The 24,743-nt window shown below is 70.7% G+C and carries 23 protein-coding genes; 13 read left to right on the top strand and 10 right to left on the bottom strand.

The window, feature by feature from the left end; genetic code table 11:
• The first annotated feature begins 37 nt into the window (after positions 1-37).
• Entirely contained in the window at positions 38-637 is a 600-nt protein-coding gene (locus tag QRN44_RS07575; RefSeq protein ID WP_285038739.1) for an NAD(P)H-dependent oxidoreductase, read from the top strand.
• A 111-nt stretch (positions 638-748) separates the two neighbouring features.
• Here QRN44_RS07575 and QRN44_RS07570 read toward each other — a convergent pair whose 3' ends face one another.
• Positions 749-1,486, bottom strand: coding sequence for a FadR/GntR family transcriptional regulator (locus QRN44_RS07570; RefSeq protein WP_064295407.1), 738 nt, complete (start codon positions 1,484-1,486; stop codon positions 749-751).
• Positions 1,487-1,625: 139 nt separating this feature from the next.
• Between QRN44_RS07570 and QRN44_RS07565 the strand changes: the two genes are divergently transcribed.
• The 8 genes from QRN44_RS07565 (at position 1,626) to QRN44_RS07530 (ending at position 10,711) form a co-directional block, all read left to right on the top strand.
• Entirely contained in the window at positions 1,626-3,029 is a 1,404-nt protein-coding gene (locus QRN44_RS07565; protein ID WP_121293280.1) for an MFS transporter, read from the top strand.
• On the top strand, positions 3,026-4,807 hold the full coding sequence (locus QRN44_RS07560) for a dihydroxyacetone kinase family protein (protein ID WP_285038737.1): 1,782 nt from the start codon (positions 3,026-3,028) through the stop codon (positions 4,805-4,807). The genes QRN44_RS07565 and QRN44_RS07560 overlap by 4 nt, the downstream gene beginning before the upstream one ends.
• Positions 4,804-5,274, top strand: a complete 471-nt coding sequence (locus QRN44_RS07555) for a ribose-5-phosphate isomerase (protein WP_064295405.1) — start codon at positions 4,804-4,806, stop codon at positions 5,272-5,274. The genes QRN44_RS07560 and QRN44_RS07555 overlap by 4 nt, the downstream gene beginning before the upstream one ends.
• A complete protein-coding gene (locus QRN44_RS07550) occupies positions 5,274-6,104 on the top strand; it encodes a triose-phosphate isomerase family protein (RefSeq protein ID WP_285038736.1) in 831 nt (276 codons plus the stop codon). Before QRN44_RS07555 ends, QRN44_RS07550 begins: the two co-directional genes overlap by 1 nt.
• Entirely contained in the window at positions 6,101-6,898 is a 798-nt protein-coding gene (locus QRN44_RS07545; RefSeq protein WP_285038735.1) for a sugar phosphate isomerase/epimerase family protein, read from the top strand. The genes QRN44_RS07550 and QRN44_RS07545 overlap by 4 nt, the downstream gene beginning before the upstream one ends.
• Positions 6,895-7,767: a phosphogluconate dehydrogenase C-terminal domain-containing protein gene (locus QRN44_RS07540; RefSeq protein WP_285038734.1), complete on the top strand. Its 873-nt coding sequence runs from the start codon at positions 6,895-6,897 to the stop codon at positions 7,765-7,767. The genes QRN44_RS07545 and QRN44_RS07540 overlap by 4 nt, the downstream gene beginning before the upstream one ends.
• Before the next feature lie 234 nt (positions 7,768-8,001).
• On the top strand, positions 8,002-8,754 hold the full coding sequence (locus tag QRN44_RS07535; protein ID WP_285038733.1) for an SDR family NAD(P)-dependent oxidoreductase: 753 nt from the start codon (positions 8,002-8,004) through the stop codon (positions 8,752-8,754).
• 10 nt (positions 8,755-8,764) lie between these two features.
• Positions 8,765-10,711 carry a D-apionate lactonase family protein gene (locus tag QRN44_RS07530; RefSeq protein ID WP_285038732.1) on the top strand — a complete coding sequence of 649 codons (1,947 nt, stop codon included), beginning with the start codon at positions 8,765-8,767 and terminating at the stop codon, positions 10,709-10,711.
• A 7-nt stretch (positions 10,712-10,718) separates the two neighbouring features.
• Here the strand turns inward: QRN44_RS07530 and QRN44_RS07525 are convergent, their stop codons facing one another.
• On the bottom strand, positions 10,719-11,234 hold the full coding sequence (locus tag QRN44_RS07525; RefSeq protein ID WP_285038731.1) for a GNAT family N-acetyltransferase: 516 nt from the start codon (positions 11,232-11,234) through the stop codon (positions 10,719-10,721).
• Positions 11,235-11,367: 133 nt separating this feature from the next.
• On the opposite strand from QRN44_RS07525, the gene QRN44_RS07520 reads away from it, so the two are divergent.
• Positions 11,368-11,646, top strand: coding sequence for a hypothetical protein (locus tag QRN44_RS07520; RefSeq protein ID WP_138945899.1), 279 nt, complete (start codon positions 11,368-11,370; stop codon positions 11,644-11,646).
• Between the two features lie 10 nt (positions 11,647-11,656).
• A complete protein-coding gene (locus tag QRN44_RS07515) occupies positions 11,657-12,985 on the top strand; it encodes an MFS transporter (RefSeq protein WP_285038730.1) in 1,329 nt (442 codons plus the stop codon).
• 9 nt (positions 12,986-12,994) lie between these two features.
• Here QRN44_RS07515 and QRN44_RS07510 read toward each other — a convergent pair whose 3' ends face one another.
• On the bottom strand, positions 12,995-14,005 hold the full coding sequence (locus QRN44_RS07510; protein ID WP_064295398.1) for a diacylglycerol/lipid kinase family protein: 1,011 nt from the start codon (positions 14,003-14,005) through the stop codon (positions 12,995-12,997).
• A gap of 170 nt (positions 14,006-14,175) precedes the next feature.
• Here QRN44_RS07510 and pdxY point away from each other — a divergent pair, with 170 nt between their 5' ends.
• Positions 14,176-15,024, top strand: coding sequence for a pyridoxal kinase PdxY (gene pdxY, locus QRN44_RS07505; RefSeq protein ID WP_079704522.1), 849 nt, complete (start codon positions 14,176-14,178; stop codon positions 15,022-15,024).
• 172 nt (positions 15,025-15,196) lie between these two features.
• Here pdxY and QRN44_RS07500 read toward each other — a convergent pair whose 3' ends face one another.
• The 7 genes from QRN44_RS07500 to QRN44_RS07470 all read right to left on the bottom strand — a co-directional run bounded on the left by QRN44_RS07500 (position 15,197) and on the right by QRN44_RS07470 (position 23,981).
• A complete protein-coding gene (locus QRN44_RS07500; protein WP_175116719.1) occupies positions 15,197-16,705 on the bottom strand; it encodes a PucR family transcriptional regulator in 1,509 nt (502 codons plus the stop codon).
• Positions 16,702-17,757, bottom strand: coding sequence for a DUF917 domain-containing protein (locus QRN44_RS07495; protein ID WP_285038729.1), 1,056 nt, complete (start codon positions 17,755-17,757; stop codon positions 16,702-16,704). The genes QRN44_RS07500 and QRN44_RS07495 overlap by 4 nt, the downstream gene beginning before the upstream one ends.
• Before the next feature lie 9 nt (positions 17,758-17,766).
• Positions 17,767-18,915, bottom strand: a complete 1,149-nt coding sequence (locus tag QRN44_RS07490) for an S-methyl thiohydantoin desulfurase family protein (RefSeq protein WP_285038728.1) — start codon at positions 18,913-18,915, stop codon at positions 17,767-17,769.
• A complete protein-coding gene (locus QRN44_RS07485) occupies positions 18,912-20,015 on the bottom strand; it encodes an S-methyl thiohydantoin desulfurase family protein (RefSeq protein WP_285038727.1) in 1,104 nt (367 codons plus the stop codon). Before QRN44_RS07485 ends, QRN44_RS07490 begins: the two co-directional genes overlap by 4 nt.
• A complete protein-coding gene (locus QRN44_RS07480) occupies positions 20,012-21,565 on the bottom strand; it encodes a hydantoinase/oxoprolinase N-terminal domain-containing protein (RefSeq protein ID WP_175116723.1) in 1,554 nt (517 codons plus the stop codon). Before QRN44_RS07480 ends, QRN44_RS07485 begins: the two co-directional genes overlap by 4 nt.
• An 81-nt stretch (positions 21,566-21,646) precedes the next feature.
• On the bottom strand, positions 21,647-22,999 hold the full coding sequence (locus QRN44_RS07475) for a purine-cytosine permease family protein (protein WP_285038726.1): 1,353 nt from the start codon (positions 22,997-22,999) through the stop codon (positions 21,647-21,649).
• Positions 23,000-23,252: 253 nt separating this feature from the next.
• Entirely contained in the window at positions 23,253-23,981 is a 729-nt protein-coding gene (locus tag QRN44_RS07470) for an alpha/beta hydrolase (RefSeq protein WP_175116724.1), read from the bottom strand.
• 86 nt (positions 23,982-24,067) lie between these two features.
• Between QRN44_RS07470 and QRN44_RS07465 the strand changes: the two genes are divergently transcribed.
• Positions 24,068-24,625, top strand: a complete 558-nt coding sequence (locus tag QRN44_RS07465; protein ID WP_285038725.1) for a GNAT family N-acetyltransferase — start codon at positions 24,068-24,070, stop codon at positions 24,623-24,625.
• The last annotated feature ends 118 nt before the right edge of the window (positions 24,626-24,743 follow it).

Raw genomic sequence — 24,743 nt, 5'->3', positions numbered from 1 at the left:
CGGCGGATCCCGCGCTCGATGCAGGCGATGATGGAGTGTGCCGACGCTCATCGTGACCACCCATCCCGACCCCGACTCCCTGACCCATCACCTCGCCCAGCGGCTCGCGCAGGAGCTGCGCTCGACCTCGGACCCGGCCGGCGTCGAGGTCGCGGACCTGGCTGCGGAGGGCTTCGACCCGCGGTACACGCGCGCCGACCGCCACACCTACCGCGTCGGCGGGGACTTCACCCCGGACGTGGCCGCCGAGCAGGAGCGGCTCGACCGGGCCACCGACCTCGTGCTCGTGTTCCCGGTGTACTGGTGGTCGACGCCCGCGCTCCTCAAGGGCTGGTTCGACCGCGTCTTCGTCAACGGCTGGGCGTTCGGCCTCGACGCGGACGGCGGGATCGTCCGGAAGCTCGACCGCCTGCGCGTGCACCTCGTGCCGATCGCGGGCGACGACGCCGGGGTCTACGACCGCCACGGCTACGAGCAGGCGATGCGGACGCAGCTCGAGCACGGCATCGTCGACTTCTGCGGCGCTCGCCGCGGCGTGACGATCTTCCTCCACGACTCGGAGGGCGAGGACGCCGACGCGCGGACGCGCGCGGTCGAGGCCGCGGTGGAAGCGGTCGTCGCGGCGATCCGCGCCTGACCGCCCTTCGACAAGCTCCGGGACCGGGACTCGGTCACTGACCCGAACCCCGGTCACTGACCCGAACCCCGGTCACTGACCCGAACCCCGGTCACTGAGCCTGTCGAAGTGCTACGCCGTGAGGGTGCGGTTGAGGCGCTCGGTCGCGGTGTCCATGTGGTGCTGCATCGCAGCCGTGGCCGCCGCGGGGTCGCCCGACATGATCGCCTCGTAGACGGCCTCGTGCTCCTCGAAGGCGCGCTGGGCGTCGACGTCCTCGTGGATGCCGCGCTCCACCCAGATGCGGAGGAGCGAGCGGATGCTCTGCAGGAGGTCGGAGAGCACGCGGTTCCCGGTGGCCGAGGCGAGCTCCAGGTGGAACTTCAGGTCGGCCTCGATGAACTTGGTGCGATTGGCGCCCGCCTCGCTCATGGCGGTGAGGTGGTTGCGCAGCCGGTTGCGTGCCATGTCGTCCATGCGCGTCGCGGCGAGGCCGGCGGCGAAGACTTCGAGCTGACCGCGCACCTCGATGAGTTCGCGGGTCCGCGGCTCGCCGAGCATGAGGCCCCAGCTGAGCGTCTCGGGGAGGAGTTCGGAGACGCTGCCGCGGAGGTAGGTGCCGCTGCCCGGGCGGACGTCGACGACGCCGAGGATCTCGAGCGCCGCCAGGGCCTCGCGGACGGCGGACCGCCCGATGCCGAGGGACGCGGCGAGCTGACGCTCCGGTGGGAGGCGGGTCCCCGGGGCGATCTCACCGCTCGTGAAGTGGTCGAGCAGGCGCTTCGCGACGGCGGAGACGGCGGATCCCACGGCGACCGGTCCGAGGCTGGACGAGATGTCGTCGGTCGGCCGATCCGGGAACGCAGGCATGGGTTCACTGTATCGCGGCCCTTCGACAAGCTCAGGGACCGGCAGGGGTGCTCGGGGGCCGGCGACGCTTGAATTGGTCAACCGGTTGATGTATCGTTCATTCCGGTCCGGCCCGGACCACGCCCTGCCCGCGGCATCGATGCCGCCCACCCGAGGAGTCATAGTGGACACCACCGCCCCCGCGGCCAACCCGGCTGTCGAGCGATCAGCCATCCGGAAGGTCTCGATCCGTCTCGTGCCGTTCGTGGCGCTGATGTTCTTCATCAACTACCTGGACCGCACCGCTATCGGCTTCGCCGCCCCCAACGGCATGAACGAGGACCTCGCGCTCTCCGCCGCCCAGTTCGGCTTCGCGTCCGGCGTCTTCTTCATCGGCTACATCCTGCTCGAGGTGCCCAGCAACCTCGCGCTCAACAAGTTCGGTGCCCGCCGCTGGCTCGCCCGCATCATGGTCACCTGGGGTATCGTCGCGGTCCTGTTCACCTGGGTCGCCAACTTCGAGCAGCTCGCGATCCTCCGGTTCGTGCTCGGTGTCGCCGAAGCCGGCTTCTTCCCCGGAGCGATCCTCTTCCTCAGCCTCTGGGTCCCGGCCAAGCACCGCAGCAAGATCCTCGCCCTCTTCTACCTGGCGCAGCCGCTCACCACCGTCATCGGCGCACCTCTCGCCGGGTGGCTCATCGGTCAGCACGGCGTGTTCTTCGGTCTCGAGGGCTGGCGCTTCATGTTCCTCGGCGTCGGTGCACCGGCCATCATCATCGGTGTGATCGCCTGGTTCTACCTCAAGGACCGTCCGTCCGAGGCCAAGTGGCTCACCCCCGAGGAGCAGACCTGGCTCACCGCGGCGCTCGCCCACGAGAAGGCGACCACCGAGCAGAAGCAGGGCCACGTCAGCATCAAGCACGCCTTCAAGAGCGGCCGCGTCTGGATGCTCGCGTTCATCTACTTCGGCTTCATCTACGGCCTCTACGCACTCGGTTTCTTCCTGCCGACGATCATCGCCGGGTTCCAGGAGTCGTTCGGGGTCGAGTTCGACGTCATGCAGAAGGGTCTCATCACGGCCATCCCGTACGTGCCGGCCGCCATCGCCCTGTACTTCTGGTCTCGTGACGCGACGCGTCGTGGCCTGAAGACCTGGCACATAGTGATCCCCGCGATCGTCGGCGCCGTGAGCATCCCGCTCGCGCTCTTCGCCAACTCGCCCGCCCTGACCATCGCGATCATCGCGGTCACCGCCATGGCGATCTTCGCCGCGCTGCCGAACTTCTGGACGCTGCCCACGCAGTTCCTCACCGGTGCGGCAGCGGCCGCGGGTATCGCGCTCATCAACACGGTCGGCAACCTCGCCGGGTTCTCGGCGCCGTACATCACCGGCGCCGTCGCGGACCTCACCAAGGTCGGCGACACCCCGCAGTACGTCGTCCCGATGTTCATCGTCGGTGGCTTCATGATGATCTCCGCCACGCTCATGGTGATCCTCTCCAAGCAGCGGAGCTCTCGCGAGCTGCGGGTCACCCACGACGACCTCACGGGCAAGACCCGATGACGCGCCTCTTCAACGACCCGGCGGAGTTCGCCGACGAGATGATCGACGGTTTCGTCGCCGCGAACCGTGACCAGGTCCGGCGCGTGACCGGCGGCGTCGTCCGGAGCACCCGGACGCCCGAGGGCACGGTCGCGCTCGTCATCGGCGGTGGCTCCGGCCACTACCCGGCGTTCGGCGGCATCGTCGGCCAGGGCCTCGCGCACGGCGCGGCGATGGGCAACCTGTTCGCCTCACCCTCCGCCCACCAGGTCGAGTCGGTCGCGAAGGCGGCGCAACGCGGGGGTGGCGTCCTCCTCAGCTACGGCAACTACGCGGGCGACGTGCTCCACTTCACCCAGGCGCAGGACGCGCTGAACGCAGCGGGCATCCCCACTCGGAGCGTCGCCGTCACCGACGACATCTCCAGCGCACCCCTCGCCGAGAAACACAAGCGTCGCGGTATCGCGGGCGACCTCACCGTCTTCAAGTCGGCCGCCGCCGCGGCCGAGGCGGGCTACGACCTCGACGAGGTCGTCCGCGTCGCCACCCACGCGAACGAGCGCACCCGGTCCTTCGGCGTCGCGTTCAGCGGCTGCACCCTGCCGGGCGCGACCGAGCCGCTGTTCACCGTGCCCGAGGGGCGCATGGCGGTCGGCATGGGCATCCACGGCGAGCCCGGCATCGACGAGACCGACGTGCCGACGGCCGATGAACTCGCCACCCTGCTCGTCTCCTCGCTGCTCGCGGAACTGCCCGAGGGCGTCTCCGAGGCCACCGGCGCTCGCGTCGGCGTCATCCTCAACGGCCTCGGCTCGGTGAAGTACGAGGAACTGTTCGTCGTCTACCGTGCGGTCGCCGCGCAGCTCGAGGCCGCAGGGGTGGAGATCGTCGACCCCGAGGTCGGCGAGCTCGTCACGAGCTTCGACATGGCCGGCGTCTCGCTCACCCTCTTCTGGCTGGACGAGGAGCTCGAGGGCTTCTGGGCGGCCGGCGCCGACACCCCCGCCTACCGCAAGGGCGTCGTCGCAGCGGCCGAACAGCTCGACCCCTCGGAGATCGTCGCCGAGACGGCTGCCGAGATCCCCGCCGCCTCCGACGCGTCCCGGGCCGCCGCCGCGGTCGTGGTCGAGGCCCTCGATGCGCTCGTCCAGGTCATCGACACGAACGTCGAGGAGCTCGGTCGGATCGACGCCGTCGCGGGCGACGGCGACCACGGCATCGGCATGCAGCGCGGTGCTCGTGCCGCCGCCACCGCCGCACACGCCGCCGCCGATGCCGGGGCCGGTGCCCACACCGTCCTGCACCTGGCCGGCGACGCCTGGGCGGACCGCGCCGGCGGCACGTCCGGCGCCCTGTGGGGCCTCGCGCTCCGCTCTGTCGGAACCGCCCTCGGTGACGAGGCCGCACCAGGGCGCACCGACGTCGCGACCGGCGTGCAGGCCGCGGTCGACGGCATCATGTCGTTCGGCAAGGCCGAGGTCGGACAGAAGACGATGGTCGACGCGCTCGTGCCGTTCACCACCACGTTGCGTGCAGCCGTCGCCGACGGTTCCGACCTCATCGCGGCATGGACGACCGCCGCTGCGGCTGCCTCCACCGCTGCCGCTGAGACCGCGGACCTCCTGCCGAAGATGGGCCGGGCCCGTCCGCACGCCGAGAAGAGTCTCGGCACCGTCGACGCCGGTGCCTACTCGTTCGGCCTCATCGTCACGGCGATCGTCCCCGTCCTCGAGCGCGCCGCCGGCACCACTACGCCGGACGGCTCCACCAGCACCACCAACGAAGGAGTACACGCATGACCGATCAGCTGCGCATCGTCATCGGCTCGGATGACGCCGGGTTCGACTACAAGGAGATCGTCAAGCGCGACCTCGAGCAGCACGACGGTGTCGCCTCGCTCGTCGACGTGGGCGTGGACGCCGATGGCCACACCGCCTACCCGCGGGTCGCGATCGCCGCTGCCGAGCTCGTCGCGTCCGGCCAGGCCGACCGCGCGCTCCTCTTCTGCGGCACCGGCCTGGGCGTCGCGATCGCCGCCAACAAGGTCGCCGGCATCCGCGCCGTCACGGCACACGACAGCTTCTCCGTCGAGCGCGGTGTCCTCAGCAACAACGCGCAGGTGCTCACGATGGGCCAGCGCGTCATCGGCATCGAGCTCGCCCGCCGCCTCGTCCGCGAGTGGCTCACCTACCGCTTCGACGAGACCAGCGCGAGTGCCGAGAAGGTCGCCGTCATCGGTGAGTACGAGGCGACGGGCTCCTGCTGATGACCACCCCGTCCCCGTCGGCCGTGCCCAGGTCGTCCGCGCCCCGCGTGGTCGGCGTGAGCCTGAAGATGTACTTCGGCCACGCGCAGACCCTCGAGTGGATCGAGCAGGTGGGCGCCTTGGCCCGTCGGCACGAGGCCGTGGTCGATGGTCGCGTGCGACTGTTCGTCATCCCCGGCTACCTCGCGGTCGCGCCGTCGGTGGCGGCCCTCGCCGGGACGCGCGTGCTGGTCGGAGCGCAGGACCTCGCGAGCGCGGACCGTGGCGCGTTCACCGGTGAGGTCGGCGGCCCCGAGCTCGCCGAGGTCGGCGTCGCCGTGGTCGAGGTCGGCCACGCGGAGCGCCGTTCGCTCTTCGGCGAGACCGACGAGGTCGTCGCCGAGAAGACCGCCGCGGCCCTCCGCAACGGACTCTCACCGGTCCTCTGCATCGGCGAGGTCGAGCGCACGACGCCCGAGGCGGCTGCGACGGAGTGCGTGCGCCAGCTGGACTCCGCGCTCGCCGATGCCGTGGCTGGGCCGGTGATCGTCGCGTACGAGCCCGTGTGGGCGATCGGTGCGGCTGAACCCGCGTCTGCCGAGTACGTGCGAGCCGTCGGCGCGATCCTGAAGCGATCGATCGCCGAGCGCGCCGACCGGGTCGGCAGCTCCGTCATCTACGGCGGCAGTGCGGGCCCCGGTCTGCTGACCGCGCTCGGTGACGACGTCGACGGTGTGTTCCTCGGACGCTTCGCCCACGACGTCGCGGCGCTCGAGGCCGTGCTCGACGAGGCCCTTCGACAGGCTCAGGATGGCACCCTTCGACAGGCTCAGGGACCGAGGACAGCATGATCGGCTTCGGCACCTACACCTTCTTCTGGGAGGGCTCCGAGCTCGCACCCGAGCGCTTGAGCGTCATCGGCATGATCGAGCGCACGGCCGACGCCGGCGTCGAGCTCTTCCAGATCTGCGACGACGCCCGCATCGAGTCGATGTCCGACGAGGAGCTGCGCCGGATCGCCGAGGTCGCCCGCGAGCGCGGGGTCACCCTCGAACTCGGGACGAAGGGGATCGCGGTCGCGCACCTCGAGCGCTTCCTCCACATCGCCACCGTGCTGGGTGCGAAGCTCCTGCGCAGCATGGCGACCTCCGGCGACGACCGGCCGTCCCACACCGACGCCGTCGATCGGCTCCGCACGGTGCTTCCGGCGTTCGAGGCGGCCGGCGTGACGATCGCACTCGAGACCTACGAGCAACTGTCGTCGCAGGAGCTCGTCGACCTCGTGACCGCCGTCGACCACCCGAACCTCGGCATCTGCCTCGACCCCGCCAACACCGTCGCCCGGCTCGAGCACCCGAGTGACGTCATCGAGCGCACCGCTCCGTACGTCCGCAACATCCACGTCAAGGACTTCGCGTTCACCCGCCGGGGCGGCTGGGTCGGCTTCACCCTCGAGGGTGCCCCGCTCGGCACCGGCCTGCTCGACTACCCAGCCCTCACCGCCGTCGTCCGACCGGACGAGCGCGGCGTCAACCAGATCATCGAACACTGGCTCCCGCTCGGGGACTCCATCACGGAGACGATCGAGCTCGAGCGCACGTGGACCGCACACAACCTGCAGTACCTGAGAGAAGGAAGATCATGACCGACACCACCACCGTCGCGGACCAGCTCACCATCGCCGTCATCGGCGCGGGCGGCAAGATGGGCATGCGCGTCTCCAACAACCTCGTGAAGACCAGCCACACCGTCTTCTACAGCGAGGTGTCGCCCGCCGGCCAGGAGCGTGTGACCGAGGCCGGTCGCGAGCTCACCGAGACCGACGCGGCCGTCACCGACGCCGACGTCGTCATCCTCGCCGTCCCGGACCTCGCCCTGAAGGCCGTGTCCGCCGGCGTCGTCCCGCTCATGAAGTCGGGCGCCGTGCTCCTCACGCTCGACCCGGCCGCCGCGTACGCGGGTCTGCTGACCCGTCGCGACGACGTCATCCAGGCCGTCACGCACCCCTGCCACCCCTCCGTCTTCGTCGAGCGCCACACGCCCGAGGAGTACGCGGACACCTTCGGTGGCATCGCCGCCCTCCAGGACGCCATCGCGGCGATCGAGTCCGACGACGCTGAGAAGCAGGCGCAGGTCGAGGCCGTCGTCCGGGCGATCTTCGCCCCCGTCGGTGAGGTCCACTGGGTCACGGTCAAGCAGCTCGCGCAGCTCGAGCCGACCCTCGTGGAGACGATCGCCTGCATGATCGGTGCGCTCCTCAAGGAGTCGCTCGACGAGGCCGTCAACACCATGGGTGTGCCGGAGCCGGCCGCTCGTGCGATCCTCCTCGGCCACACGCAGGTCGCCCTCGCGAACTCGCTCAAGGGCGACAACCCGTTCTCCGACGCGTGCCTCATCGCGATGGACTACGGCCGCAGCGCGATCATCAAGGACGACTGGAAGAAGGTCTTCCGGGACGACGAGCTCGACAAGAACCTCGCCGCCATGCTCCACCTCGACAAGATCGAGCGGTAACCCGCTTCCCCAACTGTTCGCAATTCAGGACGTGCCCGGTGCGTCGGCCCGCTCCCTCCCCCGATCCGGGTCGGCGCGCCGCGGCCGTCCTGAATTGCGAACGTCACATGCGGTCAACCGGTTGTGCCGGATAGGCTGCAGACGACCCGATGTCGCACCCACGACAGCCACTGCGACACCCGAGACGACACCCGAGACACCACCCCCGCAACACCGCACGAGAGACAGGCGACGATGACTGGACGACTTGCAGGAAAGACCGCGCTCGTGACGGGTGCCGGATCGGGGATCGGACGTTCGGTCGCCGAACGGTTCGCGCGGGAGGACGCCGTCGTCGTCTTCTCCGACCGCGACATCCAGGCCGCCCGCGATGCGGCGGCACTCTTTCCGACCGCCATCGCCGTGCGACTCGACATCGCCGATGAAGCGAGCGTCGAGGCCGCCTTCGCGGTCATGGACGCCGCCGGGAAGACCCCGGACGTCGTCGTCGCGAACGCTGGCGTGCAGCTCTTCGGCCAGGACGCGAAGATCGCCGACCTCGACCTCGAGGTCTGGCAGCGCACGGTCGACATCAACCTCACCGGCACCTTCCTCACGACCAAGCACGCCGTCCGCGCCATGCTCGGCCGCGGCGGCTCGATCATCCTGACCGGGAGCCCGACCGGTCTCAACGGCGAGGGCGCCGACTTCACGGCATACAGCTCCACGAAGGCCGGGATCCACGGCCTCGGGCGGACCGTCGCCGCGGCCTACGCCGATCAGGGCATCCGTGTGAACACCGTCGTCCCCGGCTACACGGAGACCCCGCTCGTCACCGCGATCTCCGGCGACCCGGAGTCGCGTGCCGCCATCGTCGGGCGCATCCCGCTCGGTCGTCCCGGCCAGGCCTCGGACGTCGAGGGCATCATGGTGTACCTCGCCAGCGACGAGTCGAGCTTCGCCACCGGAGCGACCTTCCGGGTCGACGGCGGCATGACGAGCCTCTGAGCCGACGATCATGACCTCGCGTTCGGGAACCGCCTTCCGCGTCGCATCCGACCTCCTGCTCGACCGCGAGCGCGACGCCCTCGCCGTCGGCCGAGGGCCATGGTCGGCCTCGCTCCGCGGCTCGGAGCTCGACGACATCGCCTTCGACGGCGAGCCCGTGCTGCGCAGCATCCGCTTCGTCGTCCGCGACCAGGACTGGAAGACGCTGCCCGTCATCGTCGACGCGGTCGACCGCACGACGAGCGGCCTGCACCTGCGCGGCCGGGTCGGCGACGATGGCGAGACCGTCGCCTGGTCCCTGTCGGTCGACCTCGGAGCGTCGACACTCCGGGTCGCCGTCCGGGCCGAGGTGACCGCCGCGTTCCGGCGCGCGCGCATCGGTCTCATCGTGCTGCAGTCACCGGCGCTCGCGGGCACCGAGCTCGTCGTCGGCCACCCGGAGGGGTCCACGACGACCGTGCGCCTCCCGGAACGAGTCGCTCCGCATCAGCCGGCGATCCGCATCGGGTCCCTCGCCTGGACCGGCGACCGCGTCGCGACCACGGTCCGCTTCAGCGGTGACGTCTTCGAGATGGAGGACCAGCGCAACTGGACCGACGCCTCGTTCAAGACCTACTCGACCCCGCTGTCGTTGCCGTTCCCCGTCGCACTGGCGGTCGGTGACGTCGTGGAGCAGTCCGTCGAGGTCAGCTGCGCACGGGTCGGCGCTGCCGAGCCAGCCGACGCCCCACTGGCGACGCCGCTCGCCGTGACCGTCGTGCCCGAGACGGAGCTCGCGGGGCAACGAGAGGACCCGGTCCCTGAGGTGGTCGAAGGTCGGATCGGCGCGCCACTCGACAGTGTCGTCCCCACGATCTCGACCTCGGTGTCGAGCGACCCCGATGGCGGACGCGCTGGTGCGGTGGTCCCGGACACGATCACCGGGATCCTCGTGGAGATCGACCCGACGAACCAGGACTGGCCGGCCATCCTCGATCGCGCCGTGCGCCAGGCCGGCGGCGGGCCCCTCGACCTCCGGCTCGTGCTCGGGACGGGCGAGGAGGCCGAGCCGGTGCTGCGGCGGCTCCGCGACGCGGCCGTGCCGGTCGTGCGCGTCGGGGCGTTCCATCGCCGGACCCACCTCTCGGAGGTCACGCTGTTGACCGCGCTCGGCGAGGTCCTGCGAACCCTGTGGGCCGAGGTCCCGACGCCGCACCCCGAGCTCGTCGGCGGTACGCGCGCGCACTTCACGGAGCTCAACCGCAACCACGCGCGCCTCGAGCGCTGGACGGGCCCCGTGGCGTTCAGCATCACGCCGTTCATGCACGACCGCGGCGGGCACCAGCTCGTCGAGTCGCTCGGGATGCAGGCCGTCGTCGTGGCGGACGCCGTGAGGATCGCCGACGGCCGCTCGCTGCACGTCGGGCCGGTCACGCTCGGCGCCCGCTACAACGCGGTCGCCACCACCCGGGCGAGCGCGGGTGACTCCCGCGACCCGGAGCTCCGCGCGGGCTTCGGCGCGGAGCACGTGCCCGGCGCCACGGACGAGCGGCAGTCGGCGGAGGCGCTCGGCGCCTGGGTCGTCGGCAGTGTCGCGGCCCTGTCCGTCTCCGGTGTCGAGTCGCTGTCGTACTTCGAGGCGACCGGACCGCGTGGGCTCGTCGCGGCCGACGGCACGCTCACGGCCGCGGGCCGGGCGCTCGGGTGGATCGCCGAGCTCAGCGGCCGACGGCGCGTCGAGGTCGAGGTCGGCGGGGTGTCGCCCGGTGCCGGGTCGCTCGGCGTCGGGTCGCCCGTCTCGCCGGCAGGTGTGACCGCGATCGCCGCCGTCGACGCCGCAGGCGAGACCGTCGTGATCCTCGGCAACCTCGGCGAGACACCGGTCCGGGTCGTCCTGACCGGCGCCTCCGAGCCGCACACCGTGGACCTTGCTGCGGGTGCGGTCGCCCGGGTCGTGATCGCCCGTTCGGGTTCGTAGATCCCGCTCAGGCGAGCGTGCGGCGCAGGATGGCGAGGTCGAGCCAGCGGCCGAACTTCGTCCCGACCTCCGGCAGCAGGCCGACCTGCTCGAACCCGAGCTTCGTGTGCAGGGCGATCGATGCGGTGTTCTCCGCCTCGATGAGGGCGAGCATGACGTGGTGGCCGTCGGCCGTGGCGCGTTCCAGCAACTCGACCATGAGCGCCTTGCCGAGGCCGCGCCCCTGTGCGTCCGGGTGCACGTACACGGAGTTCTCGACGGTGTGGCGGTACCCGTCCTTCGCGGCGTACGGACCGTAACTGCCGTAGGCGAGGACGTCACCCTCGGGGAGGGCGTCGTCGGGGCCGTCGGCGACGGCGACGAGCGCGACCCGGCCCGGGTCCTGGTGGCGGGCGAGCCATGCCTCGCGCTCGGCGAGGTCGGGTGTGACCTCGGTCCAGATCGCGACACCGTTCGCGACGGCGTCGGTGTGGATGGCGAGGACGCCAGGCAGGTCGGCGGGTTCGGCGAGACGGATGCGCATACATCGATCGTAGAGCGCCCTTCGACAAGCTCAGGGACCGGTGGTGTTGGGCTCAGGGACCGGTGGTGTCGGGCTCAGGCACCGGCGGTGTCGGGCTCGGGGGCCTGACGCCCGTGACGGGTAGATTCGAGGCATGTCCTCCTCCACACCGCTCCCGATGGAGCAGCTCACCGCCGTCCTGAACGCCGAAGTCGCCCGCTACGCCGCGCGCGGTTGGACGGTGTCGTCGGTGCAGGGCCAGCAGGCCGTGCTGCAGCGACAGAAGCGCATCGGTTGGTTCTGGAACCTGATCCTGACGCTCATCACCGGCGGGCTCTGGCTCATCGTCGTGATCATCCGCGTCGTGAACCGCAAGGTCGAGTCGCTCATCGTGACGGTCGACGCCTACGGTCGCATCTCCACGCGACGCTGACGGTCGGAGCATGGGCGAGCGCGGTGAGAGCGATTCCCGGGATTCCGACGCCAGAGCTGCCATCGCCGCCGAGCGAGCCCGCGTCCAGCGGCGGACGCTCACGGTCGTCGTCATCAGCCAGGTCCTCGGCGGTGCTGGTCTCGCCGCCGGGGTGACGGTCGGCGCGCTCCTCGTGCAGGACGTCCTCGGCAGCATGAGCCTCGCGGGTGTCGCAGCCGCGCTCCTCACCCTCGGCTCCGCGCTCACCGCCTTCCTCGTCGGGCGCGTCACCCAGCGGCTCGGCCGGCGCATCGGGCTCGGACTCGGATTCGCGGTGGGCGGCGTCGGCGCGATCGGAGTGGTCGCGGCCGCCACCACCGCCCTGGTGCCGCTGCTCTTCCTGTCGCTCTTCGTCTACGGCGCTGGCACGGCCACCAACCTCCAGGCGCGCTACGCCGGCACCGACCTCGCGACCCCGGCCCGACGTGGTTCGGCGATCAGCGTCGCGATGGTGTCGACGACACTCGGCGCCGTCGCCGGGCCCAACCTCGTCGAGCCGTTGGGGGCGTTCGCGACCGGCCTCGGGCTGCCGCCCCTCGCCGGGCCGTTCCTCCTCGCCGCGGTCGCCTACCTCGCGGCCGGGACGGCGTTCCTCGTACTGCTCAGACCGGACCCGTTCCTCCTCGCCCGCCGTCTCGATGCCGAGCTCGCGCAGCTGGAGGTGGAGCAGACCGCCGCGGAGCAGGCGGGGTCGAAGCTGGCATCTCCGACGACCGCCGCACGCCCGCGTCCCGGCGTCGGTGCCTACGTCGGCGCCGCGGTCATGGTGGTCACGCAGATCGCCATGGTCGCGGTGATGACCATGACCCCGGTGCACATGCGGGCCCACCACCACGGCCTCGGCGAGGTCGGGCTCGTGATCGGGATCCACATCGCCGCGATGTACCTCCCCTCGCTCGTGACCGGCGTCCTCGTCGACCGGATCGGCCGCACCCCGATGGCGATCGCCGCCGGGGTGACCCTCCTGCTCGCCGGTGTCACGGGAGCGCTCGCCCCGGCGGACTCGCTCGGCCTCCTCATCCTGGCGCTCGCCCTCCTCGGACTCGGCTGGAACTTCGGGCTCATCGCGGGTACCGCGCTCGTCGTCGACCACACCGTGCCCGCCAACCGGGCACGCACCCAGGGCACGCTCGACGTCCTCATCGCGCTCGCCGGTGCCGGAGCGGGCGTCATGTCCGGCGTCGTGATGGCGGGTGTCGGCTACGGTGCGCTGTCGATCGCGGGCGGCGTGCTCGCCCTGCTGCTCATCCCCGTGCTGCTCTGGGCCCGGCTGGTCACCCCACGCACAGCGGTGAGCTGAGGGCGCGAGCTACTCGGCCGCGGCCGGAACGCGGACGGTGAGGGCACCCGGCTCGATCCAGGTGTTGATCGCGATGGCCTTGCCGAAGCCGTCGCCGTCGAGTTCGATCTCCTCCGGCTTCGACATCCGGGCGACGAACCGCTTCGCCGTGCCGTACTGGAGGTCGTCGTCGTCCTTCTTCTTGCCGGCCAACGCCCGGCCGGTCTTCGTCCGTCGCAGGACACCGTTCACCCACGCGACTTTCGCCCAGATCCGGATCCAGCCGAGGATCCCACCGGGGCGCATGAACATGAGGTCGAACAGTCCGTCGTCGACGACCGCGTCCGGCAACAGCAGGATGTTGGCGGGCAGCGAGCCGCAGTTGCCGATGATGACGGTGTGCACGGTGGCGCGCACCTGCGGCTCGTCGTCGATCCGGAACCGGAGGTGCAGCTCGTCCGGATCGCGCAGCGACTTCACGATCGCGTCGACGTAGGCGGCCCAGCCGGCCTTCGCCTTGAGGTCGTCGTCGGTGTTCTTGATCATCTTCGCGTCGATGCCCATGCCGGCCATGACGACGAACACGTGGCGGTCGCGTGAGTGGTCGGCGCGCTCGATGTCGATGACACCGAGGTCGATCGCCTTGTCCTCGCCGGTGAACGCCGCGATGACGGAGCCGGGCAGGTCGTTGAGGGTGAGGTCGAGGTTGCGCGCGAGCAGATTGCCGGTGCCGGACGGCAGCAACGCGAGGGGGATGTCGCTCCCGCGCAGGGCCTCCGAGACCGCGCGGACCGTGCCGTCGCCGCCGGCCGCGATGACGAGGTCGACCTTCGCGGCGATCGCCTCGGCGGTGACGCCCTGGCCCACATCCTCCACCGACGTCTCGAACCAGAGCGACTCGCCCCAGCCCGCATCGGCGGCGGACCGTTCGACCGATTCGCGGAGCACGTCGAGGTCGACCTTCACGGGGTTGTAGATGACGGCGGCGATCTTGGTCGCCGTCGTGTCGCTCGGCGCGGTCGTGCTCTCAGGTGTCGTCATCCGATCAGCATAGGAGCGGAGGCGGGCGCGAGGGGGATCCGGTCCGTGGGTTGACGTGGCACGTGGGTTCTGCAGGCGGCGGAAGAGTATCGTTGAGTCCTTGCAGGCACCGTCCATGCCCGCCACGAACGCAGTGTCCGCGGCGGCCTCCCCATCGTGATTGCGACATCGTGAAGATCCTCTCCATCCAGTCAGCCGTGGCCTACGGGCACGTCGGCAACTCCGCGGCCGTGTTCCCCCTCCAGCGCATCGGCGTCGAGGTGATCCCGGTCAACACGGTGAACTTCTCGAACCACACCGGGTACGGCGCGTGGCGCGGCCCGCTCATCTCGCCCGAGCAGGTCGGCGAGGTCATCACCGGTGTCGAGGAGCGCGGAGCGTTCCCGCAGATCGACGTCGTGCTCTCGGGCTACCAGGGCGGCGTCGGCATCGGAGACGTCATCGTGGATGCGGTGCAACGCGTCAAGGCGGCGAACCCCGACGCGCTGTACGCGTGCGACCCGGTCATGGGCAACGCGAAGTCCGGCTGCTTCGTCGCCCCGGAGATCCCCGACCTGCTGCGCGATCGGGTCGTGCCGAACGCCGACATCATCACGCCGAACCAGTTCGAGCTGGGTTTCCTCACGGGCACCGAGCCCGCTTCGCTCGAGTCCACGTTGGCGTCGGTCGAGTTGGCCCGCGCGATGGGCCCGTCGGTCGTCCTGGTGACGAGCGTCGAGCGTCCCGACCGCGACCCCGAGACGATCGAGATGCTCGTCGTCGACGACGCCGGCCGGTGGATCGTGCAGACGCCGTTGCTGCCGTTCAAGGCGAACGGTTCCGGCGACGTCACGGCGGCGCTGTTCGCCGCGCACTACGGCGAGACCCGCGACGCGAAGCTCGCCCTCGAGCGCACGGCGTCGAGTGTGTTCGACCTCGTCGAGCTCACGTACCGTTCGGGCCAGCGCGAGCTGCAGCTCGTCGAGGCACAGGAGTTCTACGCGAACCCGCGGATGCAGTTCACCGCGACGGCGGTCTGAGCCGCTGAGGTCCCCTTCCGGTCCCTGAGTTCCCGTTTCCGGTCCCTGAGCTTGTCGAAGGGCGGGGTGGTCCGTGTGCACTTCGACAGGCTCAGTGACCGGGGTGGCTCAGCGACCAGGGTGGCTACGTGACCAGGGTGGCTACGTAACCAGGGCGACTCAGCGCCCACGCTCACCGCACGGCGCGGCAGGCGAGATGGAGCGCGAGGCGCACCTCCGGGTCCGCCATGTCGACGCCGAGGAGCTCCTGCGCGCGGGTGATCCGCGTCGCGACGGTGTTGCGGTGCAGCCCGAGCGCGGCCGCCGTCGGCGCGACCGCGGACTCGTGGTCGAGGTAGGCGGACAGCGTCGTCAGCAGCTCGCCGCTGCCGGTCTGTAACGGGGCGAGGAGCGACCGTGCTGCCGGGACGAAGGTGTCGTTGCCGGTCCACGCGAGCAGCAGCTGTTCCAGGCCGAGGCCGTCCACCCGCACGAACCAGCCCGTCGTCGACCGATTCGCGGCGATGCGCACCGCGTCGGACGCCTCCCCGAGTGATGAGGTGAGACCCGCCGATCCGCTCGCCAGCGACCCGACGGCCGTCGCGACGTTGAACGATCGCCGCGCCTCAACGTGCAGGTCGCGGAGGGCGGCGATGTACCGCTCGACCTGCGGCGGCTCCGGCGGTTCGGCGAAGGTCAGCCAACCGCTCACCCCGCGCCCGCTCGTCGTCGCGTGGGAGTCCACGGCGATCCGACCGAGCGCGCCGGTGACGAAGCGGAGGAGTTGCAGGGCGTCCACCCGGCTCCGGCCGACGATGCGGAACGCGAGGTGGTAGCCGGTCGTCCGCCAGCCCCGCTCGAGCATGCGGCGTTCGACGTCGGGGTCGGGGCGGCCTCGGAGGTCCACGAAGTCCCGCAGGACGCCGGACGACACGGACGCGTCACTGACCTCGGCCACCTCGTCGATGAGGATCCGCGCCGCGACGGCGGGCATGGCGACCTCGGCGGCGACCGCGAGCGCACTCAGCTGTCGGTCGTCGAGTCCGTCCCCGAAGAACGCGACCCGGAGGCCCTCCCGACTCGGGCTGTCCACCCGGACCGATGCCGCCGCGCTACGCCCGGCCTTCGTCAGGTCGACCCAGGGGCCGAAGTCGATCGCCGCGTGCACCTCGGACGGCAACCGCCCGCCGGCCTCGAGCAGGACCCCCTCACCGTCGATGAGGGCGATCCCGTGGCCGATACTCGTCGAGAGGTGGCGGAGGAGGTCGGCCAGGCCCTCGGCGTGGTACTCGATGGACTGCGCGACCTTGCGGACGTAACCGAGGGTCAGGGAGTCGCGGGCCTCGACGAGCTGCCAACACGCCTTCGCGAGCAGCATCGGTCGGTCGACGTGCAGGAGCGAGAAACCGAGTCGGTCGGCGAGCGCGCGCGTCCCCGCGCCGAAGCCGTCGGCCTCCGGGATCGCCAGGGCGAGGAAGCCACGATCCCGGGTGCGACGGACGAGCGCATCCTGCTGCCACGGCCTCGTGGGTGGGACGCCGGTCACCACGGCGAGTCGACCGGCGCCGTCCTCGGGGAGGGCCGCCTCGTTCGTCTCGACCACCACGCCGGCCCAATTTGCGTCGGCCGGGCCGGCGACGAGCCGCACGCCACCATTGTCGGGGTGGGCGAGGAGTGCGCCCAGCTGCAGGCGATCGCTCATGCCGGGACCTCGTCGGTTCGGACCTCGTCGAGCTCGTCCAGGCCGTAGGCGGACGGGAGCACATGGCGGAGTCGCTCCGGGGAGCCGGACCACCATTCCGGACCGTCGACCCGGATGACGGCGACGTGCCTCGCCATCGAGACCGCCGTGACCTCGAGGATGTCCCGGGAGACCGCGTCGACCACGACGATGAGGTCCGGCGCGGCGGCTTCGAGTCGTCCGTCCGTCATGAACGCGAGCGTCTCGGAGCGGGCGACGAGGCGGTGCAGCGCGCCACTGCTCCCGTCGATCCCGAAGGTGAGGACGTGCGGGTCCCGTGAGTCCGGCTCGATGCTGCTGACCCGACCCTCCGCGAGGAGCCGTCCACCCAGCGACTCGGCCAGGGCGGTCAGCGGGCCGTCGATCCGCGCGAGGAACGCTCCGCCCAGCTCGAGTGCCCGGGCGGCGTTCCCGACGATGGCGTGCGCTCGGAGGTCGCCGACCGTGAAGCCCGCGAACACCATGCCGCCGCTCCCACCGGCCTGCACGATCGCCGCGCGGACGACGCGTTCGATGTCGAGGGCCCGCTCGGTTTCGACGAGGGCGACCCCGCCGGCACCGGTGTCGCAGGTGACGACGATGCCCGGGACCTCGTCCACGAGGATCGACATCTGGTCGAGCGAGGGGACGGCGCGTCCGGTCAGATCAGCGTCGACGATGGTCCGCCCTGCGGCGAACGCGAAGGGGGTGAGCCCGTTGACCCCGCCACCCTCCAACGAACAGATGGCCGGGATGCGGTGTCCGAGCCAGCGTTCCGCAGCTCCGATCAGCCGCCCGAACGGATCCGTGCCGGGGAGGCGCTCGCTGAGCAGCATCGTGGAACCGACGAAGCCGACGGCGAGACACGGGGTCTCCGGGTCGAGGTCGTCGACGCTGTGGAGGTCGAACGGCCAGGCGCGCTCGTCGCGGAGCGCCAGCTCGAGCATCGTCGTCGCGCCGCCACCTCCCGAGCCCAGGATCGCGAACCCCGTCGCCAGGGCGGGGAGGCGATCGCGCTCGAGGAGGGTCGGCATGCCCTCAGCCTAGGCTCGGACCGCCTGACCCGCGGTGAACGCATCCGCGGCTTCCGCAGCCGCAGCCTCGCCCTCGACCGGGACGAACGGCTCCGTGAGCCCGAACGCGCTCGGCCCGAACGTGCGCAGTGCGTCCGGCGTGCGCATGAGTGCCGGCGTCGAGATCCCGAGGACCCGCACGCGTTGGCCGTAGCGGAGGCCCTCCGTGGTGATCGGCTCGGCGGTCTCGTGGTCGACGATGCAGATGAGGTCCGGCACGATCGCGACGACCTCACCGTTCCACCGGGCGATGAGGTTCTCGTTCTGGAACGAGATCTCGAGACGTTCGGAGCTCGACGGGTCGGCCGACCAGATGACGGCCGTGCCCTTGGCGAAGCCCTCGGTGGTGCGGCGCTCGACGTCGGCCACTTTCCCGACGAACAACTCCCGGACGTGGGAGTAGAGCGTCGTGGACAGGGTGTCGGCGATGGCGGCGAACGGCGAACGGTGCTCCTCGCGGGCGATCCTGATCGCCCGGCCGAGGGCCAGCGCCATCGAGATCGTCCGCGGTACCGCGGTGCGACGCACGTCCGCCCCGCTCATCGCGTACTCGGCGATGTGGGCGACGCCGCCGAGGCGGATCGCGATGCCGCGCGCCAACCACTCCATCTGCCGGTCGTCGTCGCCGGTGTCGATGATCACGCGCTCGCCGCGTTCCCCGGCGATGGCGAGCGGCGAACCGTGCACGCCGTAGACCGCGAAGGTCTCCATGGAGAGCTCCGGGAAGGCCCGGCCCATGCCGTCGGCGTCGACGACCGGCAGCCCGGTCTCGGCGGCCACGATGAGCGGGATCATCGAGTTGATGCCACCGCACTCGATCGGCATGGTCGCGTCGGCGGTGCGCCCGAGGTGCTCCTCGAGCGTCCGTAGGGCGAGGGTCGGTTCGAAGCCGGCCGGGATCTTCTCGACCATGACCGTCGGAGCGCCCATCTGCGCGGTGGGGATGACGAAGAGGTCGTCGGCGAGCTCGTCGGGGTCGAGGATCGTGATGGAGCGGTCGCCGAGCACCTGTTTCACGAGCATCATGCCGATGTACGGGTCGCCGCCGCCGCCGGTCCCGAGGAGGGTGGCGCCTCGGGCGAGGTCTGGCAGGTCGTCTGCGGTCAGCGTCCAGCTCATGCGGCGACCTCCGGCGCGTCAGGCGCAGGCGTCTCGGCTGTGCCGTCGAAGCGGTGCGACGGCACCTCGTACCCGAAGTACCCCGGCCCGACCATCGCGAGCGCCTCGGGGCTGTGCCAGCGGTCGTCACTCGGTGCCGAGATCACGCGGACGCGCTGCCCGTACCGGAGCCCCTCGGTGGTGATGGGCTCGCCGGAATCGTGCTCGAGCACCATGATGAGGTCGGGCGTCGTCACGAGGGTGACGCCGTCGAGTGCCGCCATGAGGTGCTCGTTCTGGAACGACAGTTCCAGGCTCGCGTCGACGCCGTCGATGCGGGCTCGACCGCGGGCGAACCCGGTGGTGGTCGCGCGCTCGACGTCGACGACCTTGCCGGAGAACAGCTCGCGACCGCCGAGCAGCCGCACGGTCCGCTCCACAGGGTCGGCCTTCTCGGCTCGGGCCGCTTCGATGCCGTCGCCGATCTCGCGGCACAGCGACAGCGAATCGGCTACGAGCGCCTCGCGCGCCTGCGCACCGGACATCGGGAAGCCGGAGATCATGACCGAGCAGCCCATCTCGACACAGGCGACGCGCGCGATGCGTTCCGTCCAGCTGTTGTCGATGGTCGTGAGGACGCCCGTGTTCCCCTTCTCGTCGCTGAACGCGAGCGGGGAGGCGTCGATCCCGTACAGGGTCGGGAGCACCATCTGCAGCTCGGGGAAGGCCCGCCCCATCCCGTCGGCGTCGATGAGTGGGAGTCCGAGCGCTGCGGCCGCGGCGATCGGGATGGTCGAGTTCACGCCGCCGACCTCGGCGCACGCGATGTGCGTGACCCGGCGACCGAGGGACGCGCTGAGGGCGTGGACCGGTGCGACGACCTCGGTGAGGCTCGGCAGCTTCTCGACCATGACGGTCGGGGCGCCCATCATCGCGACGGTGAGGACGAGCGCGTCGTCGGGGACCTCGTCGAGGGTGACGACGGTGACGTCGCCGTGCTCGCGGAGCGCCTGCGCGGCGAGGAGCGCGCCGATGTACGGGTCGCCGCCGCCGCCGGTCCCGAGGACGGCCGCGCCACGGGCGAGGCCGGGGATGAGCTCGGCCGAGATGGTCCAGCTCATCGGAGGCCTCCCATGTCGAGGTCGCCGACGGCCTTCACCCGGATGCGCGTGGCGTTCCCCGGGAGATAGGGGATCGGGACCTCGTCGAAGTCGACGATCGCGACCGACGCGGGGGAGGCGCCGGCCGCGATCGCCTTGTCGATCGCCTCGGCACGGACCTCGGCGATCGCCTCCTCACGCCGGCCGGGTTCGATGGCGTAGACCTTGTCGATCTCGCCCCCGACCTGCGCGATGGAAGCGCCGATGGCATTCGCCACGGCGTAGTTGTCGGGCCGGTGGACGGCGCCGAAGACGGGGAGTTCGTCGGAGAGCAGGATCGACCCGCCGCCGACCGCCACCACGGGGATCGGCTCTGGGGACGTGCGCATGCGGTCGACGGCCTCGGCGATGCGTTCGCCGATCCGCTCGAGCACTCGCTCCACGAAGGCCGGGTCGAGGTGCGCGACCTTCGACGCGTCGCCGATCGACGCGCGACCGGCGGCCACGGCGATGTCCGTCGCCGTGAGGGTGCTGCCGCCGAAGACGAGGGCCTCGGTCATGAGTTTGTACCCGACGGACGCCGGCCCGACCTCGGCGGTCTCCTCGTCGACGATGCTGCCGCCGCCGATCCCGATGGACAGGACGTCGGGCATGCGGAAGTTGGTGCGGATGCCGGCGACCTTGACCTCGTTCGCCGTCTCGCGAGGGAAGCCGTTGATGAGCAGCCCGATGTCCGCCGTGGTGCCGCCGATGTCGACGACCGCGCAGGTCGCGAGTCCGCTCGTCAGTGCCGCCCCGCGCATCGAGTTGGTGGGGCCTGAGGCGAAGGTCGCGACCGGGTAGAGGCGCACGTAGTCCTCGTCCATGAGCGTGCCGTCGTTCTGGCTGAGGAAGATGGGCGCCTCGATGCCCTGCTTCCGGACGGCGGCGGTGAGCCCATCGACGATCTCCGAGGCGAGCTCGCGCAGGGCTGCGTTGATGATCGTCGCGTTCTCGCGTTCCAGGAGGCCGATGCGCCCGATCTCGTGCGAGAGCGAGATGGCGACGTCCGGGCCGAGGACCTCGCCGACGATCCGCGCCGCCTCGACCTCGAGGTCGTGGTTGACGGGGCTGAAGACGGAGGAGATCGCGACGGAGCGGATGCCGTTCGCACGCATGTCCTCGGCGTGTGCCCGCAGCTCGTCGGGGTCGATCGGCGAGATGGGGCGTCCGTCGAACTCGTAGCCGCCGTGCGCGAGGTAGCTGCGTGCACTGATCGCCTCGACCAGCTCGGCCGGCCAGTCGACGAGGGGCGGCAACGCGCGGGTGGCCGGGAGCCCGAGCCGCAGGGCCGCGGTGGGTGCGAGCCGCTTGGCCTGCACGAGGGCGTTGATGAAGTGCGTCGTGCCGATCATCACCGCGGTGATCTGATCACCGTCGAAGTGGTGGCCGCTCCGCAGTTCGCCGATCGCCTGGACGATCCCGTCGGTCACGTCCGGGGTGGTCGCGTGCTTGACGGCCGCCAGGGTGGTGGTGCCGTCCATGAGCACGGCGTCGGTGTTGGTGCCGCCGACATCGATACCGATGTGCATATGAGGGGTTCGCTTTCTGTTGGTGCGGTGGAGCGGTGTGCGGTGGAACGGTCTGACGGGGTGGAACGGACGTCCCGCGGGTCAGCTCGAGGCGGTGGCGGGGCTGTCCATCGTCACGTCCGCCTCGATCTGCGAGGTGTGGGCGACGCCGACACCTCGGACCAGGCCGAGCTTGCCGGCGGCGATGTACAGCACCATCGAGAGGATGAGCGACAGGACGGCGGGGATGCCCCAGGTGACGAAGTAGCCCGTGATCGCGGACACGGCCCAGATGATGATGGTCGCCGGGACGATGCGCGGGGCGGTCGTGGGGAGGCGGCCCGAGGAACGCGTCTCGTCGAGCTCGCCGCGCCAGCGCTTCACGATGAAGTACTCGGCGACCATGATGCCGGCGATGGGCGGGAAGGCGACGCCGAGGATGATGAGGAAGCCGGAGAACTGCCCGAGGATGCCGACCGCCGCGAGGATGGAGCCGACCACACCGAGCACGATGGTGGTGGTCACGCGGTTGAGGTTCTTGCCGAACGCGGTCGAGATGAAGTTGACCAGGCCGAGCGTCGACGAGTACAGGTTCCAGTCGTTGATCTTGAGCGTCCCGGTGATGACGATGATGAGGCCGATGAGGCCGACCGAGGACGTCACGATCGCGACGACGTTGCCGGAGGCGGCGGCGTGGGCGAGCAGGACGCCCGAGAGGCCGATGACGAACTCACCGAGCGAGACGCCGACGACGGTCTGCTTGATGACGTCGGCGCGGGACCGGTTGAAGCGGGTCATGTCGGCGGTGATGATGGCGCCGACGATGAGGCCGCCCGCGACGATGCCGGTGCCGGCCCAGACGCTCATGGTGGGGCCGGGTGCCGGGCCGGTGACGAGTTCCATGAAGTCGTGCTGGGTGAGTTCGCTGATGATCGACCAGCCGACGAGGATGAGGAACAGCGGGACGGTGATGTTCGCGAGCCACTGCATGCCCTTGAACCCGTAGGCGACGATGGAGGTGACGGCGAGGCCGAATATGAGGCTCCAGGCCCAGACCGGCATGAAGCCGGGCAGGAGGGCGTCGAGCGATTCGGCGGAGATCGCGCTCTGGATGCCGAACCAGCCGATGAGGCTGATGCCGATCGCGAGTCCGACGAGGGAGGCGCCGACCTCTCCGAAGCCGGTCCAGCGGGCGAGGAGCGCGGTGTTGAGGCCCTCCTTCTGGCCGATGATGCCGACGATGCACATGATCACCTCGAGGATGATCGAGCCGAGGAGCAGCGCGAGGAACGCCTCACCGAAGGTCATGCTGTAGCCGAGGGTGGCGCCGAGGAGGAACTGGGACAGGGCCGACACCTGTCCGAAGCGCTGGACGGCGATGCCGAACCAGGGCTTCTGTGCGTCGGGACGGACGCGGGACAGGGCGAAGTCGTCTGCGTGTGCCATGCGAGCCATGCTGGTCTCCAGAAGTGGGGGAGGGAGCGGTGCGGGTGGCGGCAACGTTACTGACGGCCCGTCCGCAGCAGAATGTGCATGATGCAGGAATGTGTGCGAGATATCAGCACTCTGCACAGGAGCCCGTCTGAACGGGTCGCTGAGCGACTCACCTGGTCCCTGAGCCTGTCGGAGGGCGGGGTCCACCGTGTGCACTTCGACAGGCTCAGTGACCGAGACGGCTGGCTGGGTCGGTTTCGGTCTCTGAGCCGGCTCAGAGCGAGGCCTGGATCACCTCGAAGGTCCGTGCCCCGTCGAGCGCCGCCATGTCGTGGCGGATCCCCGGGAACCGCGTGACGGTCCAGCCCAGCTGTTCGTAGCGAGGGACGTGGCTGCTCGGAAGGACGAGCTTCGCGTCGTCCGACAGCACCAGCGTCGAGGGGACGGTCGGCGCCGCCGGGGTCGCCGGATTCGCTGCGACGTCCTGCAGCACCTCCGCGACCATCGAGCGGTCCCACGCGGCATGGGCGGCCTCGGCGAGCGCGACGTTCGCGGGACCCGTCGCGGGATCCGTGCGGTCGTACAGCCAGGCCAAGAGCCGCGGCAACCCGGGGATGCTCCAGAACAGTCGTGCGCCGAGGCCTCGGCCCGGCAGTTTCAGGCCGAACCCGGGATCGAGGTAGATCGCGTGCGCCGGGCGGAGGGGGCCGACGATGTCGATGAGGAGCCGCCCGCCGAGGGAATGGCCGACGATCGCGTCGAGGCCGGTCGGCAACGTCTCGACGAGGTCGGCCGCGAGCGAGGCGATGTCGTACCGCTCACCCCGGGTGCGATCGGCACGTGGGCTGGAGCCGTGACCGCGCAGGTCGACGAGCAGGAACGTGTACCGCTCCGGGTCGGACGCTGCGACGACGTCGGTCCAGGCGGCCCCGTCGGCCAGGAACCCGTGGATGAGGGCGATCCGGACCGGTCCGTGACCGCGTTCCTCGACGTGCAGTCGCATGGCCCTCCTCCGTCGGCGCTGGGGACGACTCTACGCGGCGACGCCGCGCTGCGAAGCGTGTCGCTCCAGAGAGCAGAATGGAAGGCATGACCGACGCGACGCCGCCGACCCTGACGGAACGACTGACGCTCGCCCGCCCCACCGAGCGCGACCTGCCGGAGCTCCACGAGCTCCATGCCGACCCCGCGGTCTGGACGCACCTGCCGTCCGCCCGACACACGGCGCTCGCCGAGACCCGCGACCTGATCGAGCGGTACCAGGCCGGCTGGGAGGCGAACGGTCTCGACGTGTGGGTCGCGCGCGACACCACGACGGGTGCCCTGGTCGGCATCGGTGGCCCGAGCCTGCGGGGAGGGCTCGCCTGGAACCTCTACTACCGTCTGGCGCCCGTGGCCTGGGGGCGCGGATACGCACAGGAGCTCATCGCGGCCGCGCGAGCCGCGGCATCGGCGTCGGCACCGGATCTGCCCGTGGTGGCGTTCCTCCTGGAGCACAACGAGGGATCACGACGGGCTGCCGAACGCGCGGGGTTGGAGGTCGTCTGGCGTGGCCCCGACGCGGGCAACCCGGATCCTGATGCCGTGCGCCTCGTGTTCGCCGACCGGGCGCTCAGCGACGAGGCGCTCCGCGTGTTCGTGGGCTGACCGATCGTTGCGCTCGCTCTCCGAGCATCTCGAAGGACGCCGCTTCCGGGCGCGACCGGGTATTTTCGGGCAAGTGGCCGTGAAACGCAAGGAGCGTGCGCAGTCTGTTCACCGACTG

Source organism: Plantibacter sp. lyk4-40-MEA-4 (assembly GCF_030209415.1).
In the GTDB taxonomy this organism is placed as follows: domain Bacteria; phylum Actinomycetota; class Actinomycetes; order Actinomycetales; family Microbacteriaceae; genus Plantibacter; species Plantibacter flavus_A.
Note: the sequence above shows the minus strand (reverse complement) of the source record. Positions and strands in the feature narration are given on the sequence as shown.